This window comes from Salinicola salarius, assembly GCF_003206135.1.
GTDB classification, from domain to species: domain Bacteria; phylum Pseudomonadota; class Gammaproteobacteria; order Pseudomonadales; family Halomonadaceae; genus Salinicola; species Salinicola salarius.
This window is the reverse complement of sequence record NZ_PZJT01000005.1, coordinates 44,932-62,272: the sequence shown is the minus strand read 5'-3', so window position 1 is coordinate 62,272 and position 17,341 is coordinate 44,932. Positions and strand designations below refer to the sequence as shown.

Annotated in this window: 16 protein-coding genes and 1 tRNA gene; 8 read left to right on the top strand and 9 right to left on the bottom strand. The window is 64.2% G+C overall.

Going from position 1 to position 17,341, the window contains the following annotated elements; all coding sequences use genetic code 11:
• Positions 1–5 precede the first annotated feature (5 nt).
• The 3 genes from DOM32_RS05635 to ybaK are packed head-to-tail and all read right to left on the bottom strand — an operon-like array spanning position 6 to position 1,322.
• A complete protein-coding gene (locus tag DOM32_RS05635; protein ID WP_110632068.1) occupies positions 6–527 on the bottom strand; it encodes a DUF501 domain-containing protein in 522 nt (173 codons plus the stop codon).
• A complete protein-coding gene (locus tag DOM32_RS05630; protein WP_071231706.1) occupies positions 496–825 on the bottom strand; it encodes a hypothetical protein in 330 nt (109 codons plus the stop codon). Before DOM32_RS05630 ends, DOM32_RS05635 begins: the two co-directional genes overlap by 32 nt.
• An 8-nt stretch (positions 826–833) precedes the next feature.
• Positions 834–1,322, bottom strand: a complete 489-nt coding sequence (ybaK, locus tag DOM32_RS05625) for a Cys-tRNA(Pro) deacylase (protein WP_110632065.1) — start codon at positions 1,320–1,322, stop codon at positions 834–836.
• Positions 1,323–1,407: 85 nt separating this feature from the next.
• On the opposite strand from ybaK, the gene DOM32_RS05620 reads away from it, so the two are divergent.
• The gene (locus DOM32_RS05620; protein ID WP_071231708.1) at positions 1,408–1,755 is read left to right on the top strand and encodes a hypothetical protein; all 348 of its coding nucleotides are present in this window, start codon (positions 1,408–1,410) and stop codon (positions 1,753–1,755) included.
• A gap of 228 nt (positions 1,756–1,983) precedes the next feature.
• Positions 1,984–2,769 carry an outer membrane protein OmpK gene (locus tag DOM32_RS05615; RefSeq protein WP_110632062.1) on the top strand — a complete coding sequence of 262 codons (786 nt, stop codon included), beginning with the start codon at positions 1,984–1,986 and terminating at the stop codon, positions 2,767–2,769.
• Between the two features lie 98 nt (positions 2,770–2,867).
• Here the strand turns inward: DOM32_RS05615 and DOM32_RS05610 are convergent, their stop codons facing one another.
• Positions 2,868–3,227, bottom strand: coding sequence for a hypothetical protein (locus DOM32_RS05610; protein ID WP_247643263.1), 360 nt, complete (start codon positions 3,225–3,227; stop codon positions 2,868–2,870).
• Between the two features lie 131 nt (positions 3,228–3,358).
• Here DOM32_RS05610 and DOM32_RS05605 point away from each other — a divergent pair, with 131 nt between their 5' ends.
• Positions 3,359–4,516 carry a MalY/PatB family protein gene (locus DOM32_RS05605; RefSeq protein ID WP_110632059.1) on the top strand — a complete coding sequence of 386 codons (1,158 nt, stop codon included), beginning with the start codon at positions 3,359–3,361 and terminating at the stop codon, positions 4,514–4,516.
• Positions 4,517–4,581: 65 nt separating this feature from the next.
• Here DOM32_RS05605 and DOM32_RS05600 read toward each other — a convergent pair whose 3' ends face one another.
• Positions 4,582–5,517, bottom strand: a complete 936-nt coding sequence (locus DOM32_RS05600) for a tetratricopeptide repeat protein (protein ID WP_167400649.1) — start codon at positions 5,515–5,517, stop codon at positions 4,582–4,584.
• A gap of 117 nt (positions 5,518–5,634) precedes the next feature.
• Between DOM32_RS05600 and DOM32_RS05595 the strand changes: the two genes are divergently transcribed.
• The gene (locus DOM32_RS05595; RefSeq protein ID WP_110632399.1) at positions 5,635–6,426 is read left to right on the top strand and encodes a DUF3750 domain-containing protein; all 792 of its coding nucleotides are present in this window, start codon (positions 5,635–5,637) and stop codon (positions 6,424–6,426) included.
• Positions 6,427–6,641: 215 nt separating this feature from the next.
• Here DOM32_RS05595 and DOM32_RS05590 read toward each other — a convergent pair.
• Both DOM32_RS05590 and DOM32_RS05585 read right to left on the bottom strand, forming a co-directional pair.
• Positions 6,642–6,718 (bottom strand) — tRNA-Met (locus DOM32_RS05590).
• Between the two features lie 28 nt (positions 6,719–6,746).
• The gene (locus DOM32_RS05585; protein ID WP_110632054.1) at positions 6,747–9,515 is read right to left on the bottom strand and encodes a DUF349 domain-containing protein; all 2,769 of its coding nucleotides are present in this window, start codon (positions 9,513–9,515) and stop codon (positions 6,747–6,749) included.
• 256 nt (positions 9,516–9,771) lie between these two features.
• On the opposite strand from DOM32_RS05585, the gene minC reads away from it, so the two are divergent.
• From minC to sbcB, 4 genes are all read left to right on the top strand, one after another.
• Complete coding sequence (gene minC / locus DOM32_RS05580; protein ID WP_071231742.1) at positions 9,772–10,512, top strand: septum site-determining protein MinC; 741 nt, start codon at positions 9,772–9,774, stop codon at positions 10,510–10,512.
• 46 nt (positions 10,513–10,558) lie between these two features.
• The gene (gene minD, locus DOM32_RS05575) at positions 10,559–11,380 is read left to right on the top strand and encodes a septum site-determining protein MinD (RefSeq protein WP_087717577.1); all 822 of its coding nucleotides are present in this window, start codon (positions 10,559–10,561) and stop codon (positions 11,378–11,380) included.
• Positions 11,377–11,646, top strand: coding sequence for a cell division topological specificity factor MinE (gene minE / locus DOM32_RS05570; protein ID WP_071231744.1), 270 nt, complete (start codon positions 11,377–11,379; stop codon positions 11,644–11,646). Before minD ends, minE begins: the two co-directional genes overlap by 4 nt.
• A gap of 117 nt (positions 11,647–11,763) precedes the next feature.
• Positions 11,764–13,257, top strand: a complete 1,494-nt coding sequence (gene sbcB / locus DOM32_RS05565) for an exodeoxyribonuclease I (protein WP_110632052.1) — start codon at positions 11,764–11,766, stop codon at positions 13,255–13,257.
• A gap of 168 nt (positions 13,258–13,425) precedes the next feature.
• Here sbcB and DOM32_RS05560 read toward each other — a convergent pair whose 3' ends face one another.
• Both DOM32_RS05560 and DOM32_RS05555 read right to left on the bottom strand, forming a co-directional pair.
• Entirely contained in the window at positions 13,426–16,380 is a 2,955-nt protein-coding gene (locus DOM32_RS05560) for an insulinase family protein (protein WP_110632048.1), read from the bottom strand.
• 129 nt (positions 16,381–16,509) lie between these two features.
• Positions 16,510–17,184 (bottom strand): SOS response-associated peptidase, encoded by a 675-nt coding sequence (locus DOM32_RS05555; protein WP_110632045.1) that lies wholly within the window; start codon positions 17,182–17,184, stop codon positions 16,510–16,512.
• Between the last annotated feature and the right edge of the window lie 157 nt (positions 17,185–17,341).

Sequence of the window (17,341 nt, the reverse complement as noted above, 5' to 3'; positions counted from 1 at the left end):
GACCATCACGGAATGCTGGCGGCGACATCATGCTCTGCATCGAGCCAGCGGCCGATGGCGTTGTCGCCGCAGAGATGGTGCGCATACTGCGTATGCAGGCAGCGCACCTGATCCCAGTTGGTGATCCCGCCGACGCCGCGCTCGCGCATCAGTTGGGTGTAGCCGCGCTGCTCCACCGCCTCGCGCTGTGCGTCGGTCATGAAATCCCAGCGCTGGCGCACGTAATCGGCATGGCTCTGGTGGTAACTGGCCATCCATTCCGGGTCCTGCTGCAGCCGGGCTTCCAGCTCCTTGATCACGCCACTGGCCTCCAGGCGCGACAGCACCACCTTGAGACGCTCGCAGGAGAGCCAGTAGAGCGTCGGGAAGGGCGCATCGTCGACGATCGGCGCCATGCGCAGGACCAGCGGGCGGCCACGACTGTCGGTGGCGGCGACCGCTTCGAGACCTCGGGGCGGGCGGCCCAGCTGTTCGGTGATGATCGCCAGTTGGGCGTCAGTCGGTGTCTGATTGGTGTGAATCACCATGGGAGGAATCCAGTATGACCTTGTTGGAACGAGCCACGGCGCGATAGAAGGCCTGGCTCAGTTGCATCGGCGTGGGCGAGTAGAAATAGTCGCGCAGCAGGTAGTCGCGGGCGCGTTCGACCAGCACGGCGTGCAGTCGATTGAACGGCGCATCATAGTCGTAGGGGTCGGGACCCGGCAAACGCAGATGCGGGTAGTCGGCCAGGCGCTCCATGAAGTAGTGCTCCAGCGCCCGCTCGACGGCACGATGGCGATCGAGATCGTCGGGATCGATCCACAGGTCGAAGTCTATCGACATGCGAAGGATCAACCGCGCCGGGCCAGCGCCGCAGTACGAGCTGCGGTCAGGGCGATCAGGTCGCCTGGTGCCAGCGACAGTTCCAGCCCGCGCCGGCCACCGCTGACGTGCATCGTCTCCATGGCGCTGGCGCTCTCGTCGATGAAGGTCGGCAGACGTTTCTTCTGGCCCAGCGGGCTGATGCCGCCCACCAGGTAGCCGGTGGTGCGCTCGGCCACCGGGGCTTCGGCCATGCGCGCCTTGCGCGCACCGGCGGCCTTGGCCAGCGCCTTGAGATCCAGCGTGGCATCGACAGGCACCAGGGCGACCACCAGACGCCCGTCGTCGAGCTGGGCGAGCAGTGTCTTGAATACACTGGCAGGCGGCAGCGACAGCGCCTGGGCGGCGTCGAGGCCATAGGAATTGCGGGAAGCCGCCTCCGATTCACTACCCAGTTCGTAGCTGGTGACCTCATGGGTAATTCCCCGGGATTCCAGCAGGCGGATCGCGGGCGTCATGGCGCGATTCCCGTGCCGGTCGAGGCAGGTTGCGGAAGACCCGGCGACGTTTCTAAGCTGACCACGCGATGGAGACTCCTTATCGATGGTGACTGACGACGAGATAGCGGACTACGAGGTAACCGAGCGTTGCGCGCTGTGCGGACGTGCCGCGCCGTTGACGCGTCATCATCTCATTCCCAGAACGTTGCACCGCAAACCGCGCTATCGCAAGCGCCTTGGGCGCGATCTGATGCAGACGGCCATTCTCCGGGTCTGCCGACCGTGCCATTCCCATCTTCACCGGACATTGGGCGAGCGCGAGCTGGCCGACCATTATGCAAGCCGCGAAGCACTGCTGTCGCATCCCGATATTCGCGCCTTTGTCGAGTGGCTGGCAACCAAGCCGGACGGCTTCATTCCCAAGCGTCAGGCTAGGCGTCGTCGTTCCTGAAACCCGCCTCAAACTTGTGCAATCGGTCAGGTTTGGAGAGATACCTGAATTGAAACAGTGCGTTAGAAAAACGCCCAAGTAACCAGGGCGCCTATGTTTCGCTGCGCGCCTGTTGTTTTGTATACAAAAACAACAGGCTGGCACACCTTTTGCTCCTGTTGCTTCCGGGTCTTCGTGACCTCGAGTTCAAGCGCCAGAGAGCGATCCATGAGAAAGGAGCAAGGTGGAATGAAAGGCTTGGGACGGAGCGCTGTCGCCATCGGCGTGATTGCAGGGGCGGCCCTTGGTGTGGCCGGTGAGGCTTCGGCCGATAGTCCGATTCTGTGGCAAGGCAACAGCCTGACCTACTTGTACGGGCAGAATTTCGAAGTCGATCCGTCGACGCAGCAGACGGTAACTTTCGAGCATGCCAGTAGCTGGACAGCAGGGGATCTGTTCATCTTCGTCGACAAGATTTTCTACAACGGCGAAGAATCCGCCACCAACGGCAGCAATACCTATTACGGCGAATTCACGCCACGTCTCTCTTTCAACAAGATATTCGACCAGTCCTTCCGACTGGGCCCCATCAGTGACGTGCTGCTGGCGGGGACCCGCGAGTTTGGCGAAGGAGACGTGGAAACGACCTTGCTGGGGCTGGGCGTGGATCTGACAATTCCCGGTTTCGACTATGCTCAGATCAACGTCTATCACCGCGACCCGGATGGGGATCGTGATGGCGATACCTGGCAGATCACGCCGGTATGGTCGGTGACGATCCCGGCGGGAGAATCGGATTTTCTGATCGATGGTTACATCGACTGGGTGGTGGACAACGACGATAGCTACCACGCCAACCTGCACGTCAACCCGCAGATCAAGTACGACCTTGGAAAGGCGATGCACTGGTCTCAGAAGAAGCTCTACGTCGGTCTGGAGTACGACTACTGGAGCGACAAGTACGGGATCGAGAACAGCACGGCTTTCGATACCGACCAGAACACCGCGAGTCTTCTCGTCAAGTACAACCTCTGACCTCCGTCTGTTCATGTCAGCGTGCCCTGCGGCCTGATACGGGCTGATACTGAACGGCTCCAGCGAGTCATGGCATGCCTCGCGCCGGGCCTGGCAGGTCAGACCAGGCGCAGCCCGCGATAGTCGTGCCACGCTTCGGCCAGCGGTGCGGCGAGGCGTTCGCGCAGATGTTCGGGCAGCGCGTCGCGCGCCGTCTCGAAGGCGTCGAAGTCCCGATTGTGCAGCCAGCAGTAAGCCCAGGCGCAGGCCTCGTCGTCGTCGCGGGGCAGGGGCCGGGCCGGCATCTGCACCAGCAGGAACAGTGCCGTTCTGGCAGCCCAGCGCGGCGGCGTGGCGTCACCGCTCCAGTGGGTCAGCGTGGCGCCGTCCGGTGTCGACTCCGGCTCTCCCAATTTGGCGATGCGCGCCGTATCGGCCAGAATCAGGGCCAGACGGTCGGGATCGGCCTGCCCCAGCATCAGCCAGTGGCCGACCAGCTTCGAATTGCCGGCCAGCACCCGAGCGTAGAACGGTCGGGGAGAAGCGTTGTCAGGCACGTCAGGCCGCTCGCACATATTCGTCCATCCATTTCGATGATGAGATCACTATCGTGAACTTCGATTTTGCCACGCGTATCGATCGCCGCCAGCACGCCACCAAGAAGTGGCTGCAATACGACGAAGACGTCCTGCCCCTGTGGGTTGCCGATATGGATTTTCGCTCGCCGCCGGCGGTCATATCGGCACTCGAGTCACGCGTCGCGCACGGTGTCTTCGGCTACGGTGACGTGTCCGCGGCGTTGAAGCAAACCCTTTGCGACTGGAGCCGTGACCACTACGACTGGCAGATCGAGAAAGCGTGGCAGCTATGGGTGCCCGGCGTGGTGCCGGCGCTCAATCTGGCGGCGATGGCATTCAGCGAACCGGGGCAGGGCGTGCTCACCGCCACCCCGATCTATCCGCCGTTTCTGAGTGTCGCCAGAAATACCGGACGTGAAGCACAGACATTCGCGCTGGCCGAGCCCGCCGCGCCTGGCGAGCCCTGGCGGCTCGATCTCGAGGCGCTGGAGGCGGCGATCCAGCCCAATACCCGCGTACTGCTGTGGTGCCATCCCCACAACCCCACCGGGCGCGTGTGGAATGCCGAGGAACTCAAGGGGCTGGCGGAGCTCGCCGTGCGTCACGATCTGATCGTGGTGTCCGACGAGCTGCACTGCGATCTGATCCTCGATCCTTCGGTCTCTCATCGGCCGCTGGGTCAGCTGTGTCCGGAATTGAAGGATCGTCTGATCACGCTGTGGGCGCCCTCCAAGACGTTCAACATCGCGGGGCTCTCCTCCGCCTGCGCCATCATCGCCGACGACGATCTGCGCCAGCGATTCCAGTCTGCCGCTGCCGGCCTGCTACCCAGCGTCAACGTGCTCGGCCTGAGCGCGTCGCAAGCCGCCTACGCCGAGTGCGAGGCGTGGCGCCAGGCGTTGCTGGGCGAGCTGCGGGACAACCTGGCCCTGGTGGAAGCGCATGTCTCGCGCTGGCCGGGCGTGACCCTGTCGACACCGGAAGCGACCTACCTGGCCTGGCTGGATCTGCGCCATAGCGCATTGGCCGAGTCGCCGCAGCAGCGTTTGCTGGAAGAGGCACGCGTGGCGCTTTCCGATGGTGCCGACTTCGGCTGGCCCGGTTTCGTCAGGCTCAACTTCGGCATGCCGCGAAGCTGGCTGGAAGAGGCATTGCTGCGTCTGGACCGGTTGCTGGCCGAGCCAGCCTGACGAAAACGCCCGGCACGAGCTTTCACTCGGCCGGGCGTTTGCGGCATCACGCGGATCGACGTCTATCAGTAGAGCATGGCGAACAGACGACGGCGGTAGGTGACGGTCAGCGGGTGTTCGGCGCCCAGCGCATCGAATACCCGCAGCAGCGTCTTGCGCGCCGCATCCTCGCCGTAGGCGCGATCGCGCTTCATGACGGCCAGTAGCGCTTCGAGTCCGGCCTCGTACTGGCCATCGGCGATCTGACGCATGGCGCGCTGATACTGCGCTTCGCTGTCGTCACGCTCGCCCAGGGCGTCGATATCGGCCTGGCTCAAGGCTTCCTCGCCGAACTCGATGCGTGCCCGCACGCCGCGTGCCTTGGCCGCATCGCGGTGTTCCGGCGGCAGGTTGTCGAGGATCTGTTTGGCGTCAGCGGTCTGGCCGGCAGCGACCCGCACCCCGGCCAGCTCGATCTGGTAGTCGTAGTGCTCCGGGTACTGCTGGATCAGTTCCTGATAGATCGCCTCGGCGGTCTCGGTATCGCCGGAGGCCAGCGCCGCCTCGGCCATCTCTTCCGGGCTCTGGGAGGCGTTCGCCGGTGCCTCGAGATACTTGCCCAGCCACTCGCGCACCTGCTTTTCCGGCAACGCGCCCTGGAACTGGTCGTAGAGCTGGCCCTGGGAGATCAGCTTGACGTCCGGCACCGAACGCACCCCGAGCTGCGAGGCGATCTGCGGGAAGGCTTCGATATCGAGCCGCGCCAGCACGAAGGCGCCAGCGTATTCCTGCGCCAGCTTCTCCAGTACCGGCTTCAGGTTCTTGCACGGCTCGCACCAGGAAGCCCAGCTCTGCAGCAGTACCGGATGCTGCATCGAGCCCTCGAGCACGACCTGCTGGAAGTTCTCCAGCGTGACGTCGACGATGACGTCCTCCGGGGCAACGTTGTTACCGGCGCCATTCTGGCTGCTTTCTTCCGGGCCGGTCAGCGGTTGTCCGGTGCGGGGATCGACGATAGCCATGTGAAAACCCTTGATGTTCGATTCGAGATTGATGAGTGTTATGTGGGCCATCGTACGCCGATTCAACCCGTCTCCCGACCAGAACGCCGGAATTCTCTGCCGATGAACCTGTCCCGCATGCTGACTCGCACGTTCAAGTTCGTGCTGGCCGCCATCACGCTGATTATCGTACTGCTGCTGGGGCCTGCCTACATGCTCGCTTCCCAGCAGGTGCCGATGTCCGCCAACTGGCAGGATGCGGATCGTTCTTCCAGTGGATTGGCGCCGGATCCGGCGGAGGTGCGCGAAGCAGTCGTTCAGGTCTATGCGGCGCGCACCTTCGAGTGGCGCGGGGCGTTCGGCGTGCACACCTGGATCGCGACCAAGGCCGAAGATGCCAGCCGTTATCGCGTCTATCAGGTGGTGAGCTGGCGTCGGCCCACGGTGGAGACCAGCTATGCGCAGCCGGATCGCCAATGGTATGGCAATTCGCCGACGCTGCTGGCCGAACTCCGGGGCGACAAGGCCACGCGGGCGATCAGCGGGATCGAGCGCGTCGTGCCCGACTATCCGTTTCCCGACCGTTACGGTATCTGGCCCGGCCCCAACAGCAATACGTTCATCGCCTGGGTGGTGCGACAGGTACCGGAGCTCTCGGTGGACTTCCCGCCCAATGCGATCGGCAAGAACTACCTGCCAGGAGAGTTCGTCGCCAGGACGCCGACGCAGACCGGCTATCAACTGTCGCTGGGCGGTCTGTTCGGCGTCATGCTGGCCTGGGACGAAGGATTCGAACTCGACGTGCTGGGACTGACCGTCGGAGTCGACTGGCAGTCTCCCGCACTCAAGCTGCCCGGCATCGGCCGGGTCGGCATGGCGCAACCGACCGGTAGCCACGGGGAAAGAGAGGTGGAGCAGGAGATTCCGTGAGGATCTGGCGATAAAGCGAAACAGGACCCAGATATCCGGGATAACCCATATGCATAATGTGGCGGAACCGGTATCTACACGCACGTGGGTAATGGATAACGCAAAACGGGTCGTGAGAGAAACGGATAAAGAAAAGAGAAAAGCGGATAGCGTTTGACGGAAAAAATAGGGACCAAAAAAAACCGGCGCCTGGGGAAGGCACCGGTCAAATAATTTGGTAGCGGGGACCGGATTTGAACCGATGACCTTCGGGTTATGAGCCCGACGAGCTACCAGACTGCTCCACCCCGCATCAACTTGAGGCGTATTATACGTATGGATTAGACGATGTCAATACTGTCGTCGCTGTGATGATGTCCTGTCTGGCTCAAATGCGTCATCACGCTATCGAAAGCGGGCTCGTAGCGCTCCCAGGTCTCGGTCGTAAGCGGGGCAACCGACAACAGCCGCAATAGCGTCTGATGCAGCTCCTCGGGCGGCGTGGGCGGCCGGCCCAGACCGTCGTTGAGCCGCGCGACCTGAACCTCGAGGCGCAGCGGTTCCAGCGCTTCGGGGATGGCGTCGCCGGCCAGCAGTGCCAATTGGACCAGGCAGCGCTGCAGATGCTCTTCGGCCTGCTGCGGTGACGACGCTTGGCGCTGAGTCTCGCGGGCTTCGAGCGCTCGTCGTACGTCGCTGTCGAGCCGGGCCATATCGAGCGCTTCGCCGTCGGCCTGACGCATCCACGCTCGGTAGTCGGGCCACTGCTTCGCTTCTTCCACCAGCGCAAGCCGATCCAGCGTGACTTCCCGCGCGTGAACGATACCTTGCCAGCGCTTTTCCATACCCTCGCTGCGCCGGCTGCGGGGCAGGGGCACCAGGCGTTGCGCTTCTGTCAGCGCCGACTCGAGAACATGGCGCTCTCCGGCGGACGCGGGCTGCCAGGCGTCCAGGCGGTCGATCAGTGCCTGCATGTCATCGAAGCGCTGCTGCTGTCGTGCCTGCTGTTCGCCACGCACGGTGTCGCGGGCCGCAAAAATGGTGTCGCAGTGGTTGCGGAACTGGCGCCACAGCGTCTGTTCGATGCCTTTCGGCGCTCGGCCCAGCTCGCGCCAGCGCTGTTGCAGCGACTTGGCCTGCTCGGCACGCTGCGCGGCGGGCGCGGTATCTTCCGCCAGTTGTCGGGCCTGTTCGACCAGTTCGCGCTTGTGGTCCGCGACATCACCGGCGCGCTCGTCGATCAGCGACTGCAGCTGGCGACGCAGGCGGGCGTAATGCCGACCGGTCGAGGCGGCCTGCCGCCGCGGAACCGGCCAGTGTCGATCCCACTGTTCCTGGGCGGCATCGCGAATCCGGCGCAGGCCATCCGGGTCGGCATCCTCGGAAGGGTGGGCCAGCAGCGCTTCGAGCTGTTCGCAAAGTGCCTGCCGGGCCGCGAGGTTGTCCTGCTCCCGCGATTCGAGCTCGGCCTCCCATTCGGCCAGCTGTTCATGGAGGGCGTCGGAGGCGGCGCGGAAGCGCTGGGCCAGCTCGCGGGTCGCTGCAGCGTCGCCAAGCTGGCGCCAGTCGCGAATCAGTTGCTGATGCCGACGATGACGCTCTGCATCCGGCTGCTCGCGGGCCTCGACCAGCGCTTCGATGTTCGCCAGCAGGGCTTCGCGCTTGGGCGCGGCGGCGAAACCGCGCCAGTCCTTCAATTCGGCCAGGCGGGCGGTCTGCTGCTTGTAGGCCTGCTCCTGGGCCGGCGACAACGACTGCCCGCTGGAATCCAGGTGCTGGCGCAGACGGCGATGCAGCTGCGAGGCCGGGCGGTAACGGCCCTGGTCGAGCTCCTCGGACAGAGCCTCGAGCTGTGCGCCGATCTCTGCGTCCGACCAATGGTTTTCGATCTTGGCGGCGGCTGCTGTGTCTTGCTGTCGCCTGCTGGCTGCTGCCTGGCGCTGGGCATCGAGCACCAGCTCGGTCGGCGGCAGCGTGCGCGGCCATGCCAGGCGCTCGAGGACCGGCGCCAGCGGCTCGTCTTTATCGAGCGCTTCGCGCAGGGCGGGGGCTTCGGCCTGCAGCCGCTCCCAAGCCTGCCAGATGGTCTGGGCCTGCTGGTCGAGCGCCGCGTACCGCTGCTGGAAGGACTCGCTGACCCCGTAGCGATCCGAGACCTCCTGCCACCGCTCTTCCTGCAGCCGCCACTTGCCTTGCAGCGCCTGCATGACCTCCGGGGTCAGTCGTTCGGTTTCAGCGACGATGTTCAGTGCCTGGTTCAGGGCATCGAGGATGCCTTCGCGCGTCGATTGCGCCTCGGACTTTTCGCGCTGGACGCGTTCGAGCTCGCGATGCTGATGCTCGTGTTCGGCGATGCGCTGGCGGCAGCGAGTCACCGCGGCATCGAAGCGGGCGTGCTGGGTTGGGTCTGCGTTGCTGGTCAACGCGTCCCATTGTTTGACCCAGTGCTTCAGGCGCGCCTCGAAGGTCGGCTCCCAGGGGCGGTTGGCCTGGGCTTCCAGGGTTGCCAGCAGCTGCTCGCGCTCCGCTGCTTCGCGGCTCTGCTGTTCGGCGTCGGCACGCAGGCGCGCCAGTCGTTCACGCGCCAGGCGGGCCACCTGCTTGTCCCGGCGTGCCTGCTTGGCCAGTTGCGCCAGGCCGTCGGGGGAGGTGACACGTTCCGCGGCGGCGTGGCGCACGGCGGTGATGCTGTTCTCGCTGGCGTGGTGAATCAGGCGCGCTTCGTCGTCGATGCGAGCCAGCGCGGCCAGACGCAGGGACTGGTTGTCACTCTGGCCGATCAGGGCGTCGATCAGTGCCAGATCCTCGAGCTGCTCGATCTTTGCCAGCCGCGTATTGAGATCGGGGCTGGGCGAAACGCGCCCGCCGAGAAGGTCGACGAGACGCTGGAACGACTCTTCGCTCGGCGACTGGCGATGCCACTGGAGCAGCGGATCGAGATCCTGTACCCGCGCCAGTGCCGCCTGGCGGACCTGGGGGGAATCGTCCTGGGCGAGCTGACGAAGCGTATCGAGCTCGTCCGAGCTCAGTTGAGAGGCGGCTTGGGCGCGGACAGCGGGATCCTTGTGCCGCCAGCGAGGGGAAAACAGACGTTGAAAGAGTCCTGGCATGGCCGGTGTGGCATCCTGAAAACGACGGGGCTGGCAGAGATCGACCCCGCAAATGCGCGGCGCCGACGGCAACTGTCTATCTAACCATTTGAAGGCCAGCGGTAAAAGCCCGATTCGTCGGTGATGAAAGCCCGATTCGCGGGTTGCGTCGGTTCGTGGCGACACCTGACAAAAGGTCTGAGGGGCCTTATGATCGGTTGCAGCGATGTCCGCCCTCGCCTAGCTTAACCCCATTCCCCCGCTGCGGAGTTCGGTCATGAGTCTCAACAGGGATCGGGCAGACACTGCCTTTACATTCAAAGGCGGCATGCTGCCGATGACAGTCATGGAGTTGGCCAGTGGCGACCCTGAGCGTATCCGCGCACAACTGGCCGGGAAGGTGAGTCAGGCACCGGCCTTCTTTCAGCATACGCCGGTGGTGCTGAGTGTCGAGCAGGTCGACGAGCCGCACCTTGCCCTCGAGCGCATCTGTGCCGTGTGTCGCGCGCACAAGTTGCTGCCAGTGGCCGTACGCGGCGGATCGGATCCGGTCAAGCAGTCGGCATGGGCGCTGGGGCTAGGGTGGTTCCCGCCGCAGGAGAATCGTCCGCGTGGGGTCGAGCCCCGGCCCGTCGAGGCACCGATCGAAGCGGAGCTGCCGGTGCCGCCGCCGGAGGTATCGATACAGGCTGGGGGGCGTATTTATCGCGGTACGGTGCGTTCGGGCCAGCAGGTTTCCGCCTCGGAAGGCGATCTGGTCGTGATCGGCGCCGTCAATCCCGGTGCCGAGGTGCTGGCCGCAGGCAGTGTGCATGTCTATGGGCCACTACGCGGACGGGCGCTGGCTGGTATTCATGGCGATCGCGAAGCCGGTATCTTCTGTCACGATCTGAAGGCCGAGTTGCTTTCCGTGGCAGGAACCTACAAGCGTCTTGAGGATATCGACCCCAAGATGCTGGGATGTTCGGTGCAAGTGCAGCTCAAGGAAGACCAGTTAAGGATCTCGGCGCTGACCTGAATGGCGCGAGAATGATCAACAGTTATCGGGTAACAGGAAGTTCATCTTGGCCAAGATCATCGTTGTAACGTCCGGTAAAGGTGGCGTCGGCAAGACGACCAGTGCGGCAGCCATTGCCACGGGGTTGGCCCTTCGCGGTAACAAGACCGTCGTCATCGACTTCGACGTGGGGCTGCGGAATCTGGACTTGATCATGGGGTGCGAGCGCCGGGTCGTCTATGACCTGGTCAACGTCATCCAGGGCGAGGCCGGACTCAAGCAGGCCATGATCCGCGACAAGCGCTCGGAGAACCTGCACATCCTTCCCGCGTCCCAGACGCGCGACAAGGATGCGCTGACGCTGGAAGGTGTCGAGAAGGTCCTGATGGATCTCTCCGAGGAGTTCGATTACATCATCTGCGACTCTCCCGCCGGTATCGAACGTGGCGCCCAACTGGCCCTCTACTTCGCCGACGAGGCCATCGTCGTGACCAATCCCGAGGTCTCCTCGGTGCGGGACTCGGACCGTATTCTCGGATTGCTGTCGTCCAAGTCGCGTCGCGCCGAACAGAACCGTGACCCGATCAAGGAACACCTGCTGGTAACCCGCTACAACCCGAGCCGGGTCGATGACGGGGACATGCTCAATCTGGAAGACATTCGGGAAATACTGGCGATCGACCTGGTCGGCCTGATTCCTGAATCGGAAGCCGTGTTACGCGCCTCCAACCAGGGGGTGCCGGTCATCCATGACGACAAGAGCGACGCTGGACAAGCGTATGTCGATACCGTATCGCGCCTGATGGGCGAAGACGTGCCGCTGCGTTTTCAATCGGTGCAGAAGCGCGGCCTGATCGCACGCATGTTCGGAGGAGGAGGCCGCCGGTGAGGCTACTCGATTTTCTCAAGGGTGAACGCAAGAAATCCGCATCCGTTGCCAAGGAGCGGTTGCAGATCATCGTTGCCCATCAACGCGGGCATCGGGGCCAGCCCGACTACATGCCGATGCTGGAGCAGGAGCTGCTCGAGGTCATTCGGCGGTACGTCAAGGTCGACCAGGATGCCATCAATATCAGCCTCGACAGCGACAACGACTGCTCGGTGCTCGAACTCAACGTGACACTGCCCAACGAAAGCGAAGCGGCCAAGACCTGATAAGCGGCCAAGACCTGAAGCGGCCAAGACCTGAAGCGGTCAGCGCCACGGCCAGCGACACATGAGTCGTGCTGCCGGCTATGCTAGGCTTGGCCTTTTGCGCAGGCGGAGAGCGGAATGGCCACGAGTGGAAGGGGCAACAGCAGGAATTCCCGGCCCCAGGCAGAGCTCACATTTCTCTGGCACGACTACGAAACCTTCGGTGCCGATCCGCGTCGGCACCGGGCTTCCCAGTTCGCCGCGATTCGTACCGATGCCGACTTCAACGAAATCGGCGAGCCGCTGACCCTGTACGCCCGCCCGGCGGACGACGACCTGCCCAACCCCCATGCCTGTCTGATTACCGGCATCACGCCCCAGGCCGCGCTGCGTCGTGGCGTGCCGGAGGCAGAGTTCGCCGCGTGCATCCAGGCGGAAATGAGCGTGCCGGGCACCTGTTCGCTGGGCTACAACAGCCTGCGCTTCGATGACGAAGTCAGCCGCCATCTGTTCTACCGCAACCTGTTCGACCCCTACGTTCGAGAGTGGCAGAACGGCAATTCCCGCTGGGATCTGATCGATGCCGTGCGCGCCTTCTACGCCGTGCGCCCCGAGGGCATCGAATGGCCGAAGCGCGACGATGGCGCCCCGAGCTTCAAGCTCGAGCACCTGACGGCAGCCAACGGTATCCCGCATGAAGGAGCCCACGACGCGCTGGCGGACGTGCGCGCCACGATCGGCATGGCTCGGCTTTTGCGCGCCCGGAATGCCAAGTTCTTCGATTACCTGCTGTCGTTGCGTCAGAAGCGTCGAGTGGCCGAGTTGCTCGATGTCGATGCCCGCAAGCCGATGCTGCATATCTCGCGGCGTTATCCCGCCAGTCGCGGCTGCAGCGCGCTGGTCGTGCCGCTGGCTGCGCACCCTTCGAACCCCAACGGGATCATCGTCTACGACCTGGCCGTCGACCCGGCGCCGCTGTTCTCGCTGACGCCCGAGGAGATCCGGTCACGCATCTTCGTCAGCGAAAGCGAACTGGCCGAGGGCGAAACGCGGATTCCGCTGAAAGTGGTCCATCTCAATCGCAGCCCGGTGCTGCTGCCGATCGCCACGGCCAATGATGCCGTCGCCAAGCGTCTGGGGCTCGACCGTGCCTTGTGCGAGCGACACTGGCAGGCGCTGGTGCAGAATCCGGAGTCCGCCAGCAAGGCAGCACTGGCCTTTGCCGACTCGCCGGCCGATCCGCCGCAGGATCCCGACCTGATGCTCTACTCTGGCGGCTTCTTTTCGCCGCACGACCGGCAGGCGATGGAACGCGTGCACGCGACACCGCCCGACGAGCTGGGCACGACGGGGTTTGCCTTCCAGGACCCGCGGCTCGAGGAGATGCTGTTCCGGATGCGTGCGCGCAGCTATCCCGACACGCTCGACAGCGAGGAAAAGGCGCAGTGGGACGCCTTCCGCTGGGCGCGCATGAACGACGCCAATAGTGGCGGAATGACGCTCAAGGATTTCGCCCGCGAGATCGAACGCCTCAACCAGACGCCGCTGGAAGACCGCGAACGTCAGGTGCTCGAAGAGCTGGTGATGTACGTCGAGTCGATCATGCCGGAACAGGCGTTCGACGCTTATTGAGCGACGAGCGACGAGCGACGAGCGGGTGACGAAAGCCGACTTCCCGAACCAGACAGCCAGAAAACAGACAGCCAGAAAACAGACAGCCAGAAAACAGACAGCCGCCCCGGACGATGCGTCCGGGGCGGCTTGCGTTGGAGGGTAATGTCTTCGGGTGCGCCGCTGCCGTTATCGCGCCAGCGTCGCGTAGTCGCGAGTCAGAGCATCGACATCGCTGGGCTGGTCGCCGGCATCGGAGGTGACATTGAGCGCCGGGCTCTGGCGCAGCGTCTGCCAGGCGCTGCGGACATCCGCTGCGCTCAGCTCGTCGACCTGGGCTGCCAGTTGCTCCCGACGATCGAAGTCGGCCTGGGGGTAGGCCAGCGTCTGCCACAGCCGATCGGCACGTGCCGAAAGTGACTGGTCGCGCTGCAGCAGTTGCTGGCGCACGGCCTGGCGATAGGGCGCCAGATCGGCATCGCTCAGGGCGGCTATGCGCTGATCGAACGTCTTCAGGAAGGCGTTCATGCGCTGTCCGATGGTCTCGCTGGAAACGCTGGGCGACTGCACCAGCATCATCAGGCCCGGGGCATTCATGAAGGGCGCGTAACCGGCGCTGACGACATAGCCGAGCTGTTCGTCGGTGCGCAGTTTGGCAAAGAACGGCGGGCCGATCAGTTGCCCGATCACGGCCAGGCTGGCCTGGCTCTGCAGCGCGCGATTGGGGCCCTGGAGATAGCGCAGGACTGCGGCGTCGTCCCGTGTCGTCGACGGATGCAGGGCCGGCGCATCTGCCGGGACGTCGAGCACGCGCAACGGCGGAATGTCGCTGGCGCGAAGCCTGGGCGACAGGGCGTTGGCGACCAGCAGCCCCTCGCGTCTGGCAAGGGTGGCGTCGAGATTGCCCACCGCCAGAGCCTGCACGTAGAGCTCGTCGAGGAATTGCCGGCGATAGTCGCGCACGTCCTGGGCATCGATGTCACCGATCGCCGCCAGCATGTTGGGGGTGCTGACCTGCGGCCGCATCAGAGCCTCGCCCAGGGTGCGCTGCATCTGCTGATAGAGGGCGTCCTGTGGCGCGTTCTCCCAGCTGCGTTCCAGCCCCTGCTTGACTCGGGCGATGCTGGCATCGGTGATCTCGCCCTGCCGCAGTTGCTCGACGACCGTCTGCATCAGGCGATCCTGATGATCGCGCCAGCCGGAGAAGGCGAGCGTGATGCCGCGACCGTGGGCGTAGGCGGTGAAGTTCTGGCCGGTCAGCGAGGCGGGGTAGAAGCGCTCGTTGAGACCATCGTTCAACCAGCCGGCCAGCAGCCGTGTCAGTACGGCATGGCGGGCATCCCGCGTGGCATCGGGGTTCTGCAGGCTGAAGCGCCATTCGACGCGCGGGGCGCCAAAGTCGCTGTCGGCCTGATGCCAGATCTCGACGCTGGGGGAGTCGACGAGGCGCGCCGGTTCGGCGCTATCGAACGGCTGTACGCTCAGGTCTTCGGCGATGTAGGGGTTGGCCTCGGGAAGCGCCAGTCCTTCGAGAGGCGTCCCGCGAGGCCAGTCGTCGCGGCGCGTCAGGGTGTAGGGGGTCGAGAAGTACTCGGTCGTCTTTTCCCCCGCGACGTCCGGGCCGCTGTAGACCCGCAGCAGGTTGTCGGGAGTCAGCCGTTCGAGGATGTCATTGATCGCCGCCGCGTCGAACTGATCCATGCGGTAGGGCGAGTACTGCACATCCTTGAGCGGATAATGGGCGAGGCTCATCGCCATGCCGCTGACGGTGGCGATCGGTTCGCTGCGCTGCTGAAAGCGGAAGCTCTGCTCGGCCAGTCTGGCCTGTTCCTCGTAACGCCAGGCGTTGACGCCGTGATCGCGGATCCGCCGGATCTGCTCGAACAGGCTCGCCTGGATGTCGTCGAGGTGGTTTTCGCCCTTCGGGGTCAGGCTGATCGAGATGTCGAACAGCGCGTTCCGACCATCGCCATGGCTCGTGCCGGCAGACAGGCCGTCGGCCCAGCCGGCCTGACGCAGGGCGGCCAGCAGGCTGCCTTCGCCTTCGTGGCCGAGCAGGTTGGCGAGGTAGTCGTCGGGCTTGTCGGCATATTCGAGGATCGGATCGTCGACGGGAAACAGGAACACCAGCTGGCGCCGGGCTTCGTTGGTCTTGATGCGCAGCGACGCCGGCAGGTCGCCGTCTCTTGCCAGCGGCTGTTCGACGACCGGCTTTTTCAGGTCGCGATCGGGTACGGCGTCGAAGCGCTGGCGCACCTGCTGCTCCAGGGTGTCCAGGGGCTCCGGCGCAAGCACGGCCAGATGCATCACGTTGGCGCCGTAATGGCGGTGATAGAAGTCGAGCAGCGCCTGGCGCAGCGGACGTTTTTCGCTGTTGAGCGTATCCAGACTGCCGACGGAGAAGTGGTTGATCGGATGATCGGGATTGAGCGCCTTGCCCAGCGCTTCGTTGATGCGGCGGGCGTCATCTTCTCGCCGCGCCTGGTACTCGGAGTTCACTGCATGGCGTTCGCGGTCGACGTACTCCGGATTGAACTGCGGAGAGACGAAGAACTGCGAGAAACGGTCCAGCGCCTCGGGAAAGGCCTCGGGATCGACATCGAAGAAGTAGTTGGTGTCCTGGTCCGCGGTGAAGGCGTTGTGAGATCCGCCGTTGCGGTTGATGAAGCGCTGGTAGCCGTCGGGATCGGGATAGCCCTCGGTGCCCAGAAACAGCATGTGCTCGAGGAAGTGCGCCAGGCCGGGCATGTCCGACGGGTCGTTGTCGCTGCCAACCGAGACATCCATCGCCGCTGCGGCCTTGTCGGCATCGGGGTCGCTGACCAGTAGCACCTGTAGGCCGTTATCCAGCGTGATGGCACGATACTGGCGGTCGTCATTAGGGCTTTGGATCAGAGGACTTTGGGTCAGAGGGTTTTGGGTCGGGGAGCTCTGGTTCAGGGAGCCCTGGATCGGCTGGACGGGATCCGGCGAGACAGGTTTGGCGGCGGCGATGGCTTCGCTGGGCAGCGAGCTGAATGTCAGTGCCAGACCGAGGGTCAGGTAGCCGGCAGCGAACCAGGCGCGGAGCCCGGAGCGCCGGGATATTGCGCTGCCAACGGCATGAGCGCGATGCGATGAAGCTCGTGAATGGGGTTCCTGCATACGGATTCTCTCGGTGATGATGAATCGGCTCGGTAATGAATCGACTTGGTAATGAATCGGCTCGAGGATGAACGGAGCTCGACGGTGAATGGTTCGATCGTGAACGCCGAGACGGAGCGTGGCTTGGCTTCAGGCCGTCCACACCCGCATGGGTCCGACCGGATAGCCACAGGCCCACTCCTGGTGCGCGGGATCGTTCACCTGTCTTGATACCGGAAAAGCGCCCAACAGTTCCCTGTCGGCCGGCCCGATGAGGTCACGAGCGGCTGTCGGCGAGGTTTCCACAGAGAGCCAGTCCTCGATCCGGGAGGGCGCGATGACGGCGGGCAGGCGGTCGCTCATGGGCGCGATGACCTCCGTGGTAGGCACGGTGATCAGCGCGAACGAGTCACGCGGGGTGCCGATATCCGGAGCGTAGCGGCTCCAGATGCCGGCCAGCATCAGCGGCGAGCGGTCGGTATGTGTGACCAGAAAGGGCTGCTTGCCGCGTAGCCCGGCCTGCCAGACATAGATGCCGGTCACGGGGACCAGGCAACGGCGCTCGGCCAGCGCTTCGCGAAACATCGGTCGCTCGTCGAGGGATTCGGCGCGGGCGCAGTGAGGCGCCTGATCGAGGACCTTCAGCCAGGTGGGCGTGAGTCCCCAGAAGGCGTCGCGCAGCACGATGTCGTCTGCTTCCCGGCGCAGGATCGACAGCCAGCGGCGAGGCGCCAGGTTGGGGCTGAACACGGGCGGGTCGATGCCACGAAAGGCGGGGCTCCGCGGATGACGTGTCCAGTCGTCGACATGCAGTCGACCAGCCATGGTCTCTCCTCGTGGGCATTCTGACGGCAGGGCCACAGCCTATGCCACCGGAAGGGCAGGGCCAAGATGTTATTGATCGAAAACGGGTGCGACCGGTGCAATCGATCGGCTTAAAACTCTCACGAAATCGTTACGTTAATGCCCCAGGTGCTTGCGT

Coding starts and splice junctions, on each gene's coding strand:
- ybaK (WP_110632065.1), bottom strand. CDS start 1,322: ATGACGCCCGCGATCCGCCTGCTGGAATCCCGGGGAATTACCCATGAG.
- DOM32_RS05600 (WP_167400649.1), bottom strand. CDS start 5,517: ATGGCTATCGTCGATCCCCGCACCGGACAACCGCTGACCGGCCCGGAA.
- DOM32_RS05555 (WP_110632045.1), bottom strand. CDS start 17,184: ATGGCTGGTCGACTGCATGTCGACGACTGGACACGTCATCCGCGGAGC.
- DOM32_RS05585 (WP_110632054.1), bottom strand. CDS start 9,515: ATGCCAGGACTCTTTCAACGTCTGTTTTCCCCTCGCTGGCGGCACAAG.
- DOM32_RS05620 (WP_071231708.1), top strand. CDS start 1,408: ATGGTGACTGACGACGAGATAGCGGACTACGAGGTAACCGAGCGTTGC.
- DOM32_RS05610 (WP_247643263.1), bottom strand. CDS start 3,227: ATGCTGGGGCAGGCCGATCCCGACCGTCTGGCCCTGATTCTGGCCGAT.
- minC (WP_071231742.1), top strand. CDS start 9,772: ATGAGTCTCAACAGGGATCGGGCAGACACTGCCTTTACATTCAAAGGC.
- DOM32_RS05595 (WP_110632399.1), top strand. CDS start 5,635: ATGCTGACTCGCACGTTCAAGTTCGTGCTGGCCGCCATCACGCTGATT.
- DOM32_RS05560 (WP_110632048.1), bottom strand. CDS start 16,380: ATGCAGGAACCCCATTCACGAGCTTCATCGCATCGCGCTCATGCCGTT.
- DOM32_RS05630 (WP_071231706.1), bottom strand. CDS start 825: ATGTCGATAGACTTCGACCTGTGGATCGATCCCGACGATCTCGATCGC.
- sbcB (WP_110632052.1), top strand. CDS start 11,764: ATGGCCACGAGTGGAAGGGGCAACAGCAGGAATTCCCGGCCCCAGGCA.
- DOM32_RS05615 (WP_110632062.1), top strand. CDS start 1,984: ATGAAAGGCTTGGGACGGAGCGCTGTCGCCATCGGCGTGATTGCAGGG.
- DOM32_RS05635 (WP_110632068.1), bottom strand. CDS start 527: ATGGTGATTCACACCAATCAGACACCGACTGACGCCCAACTGGCGATC.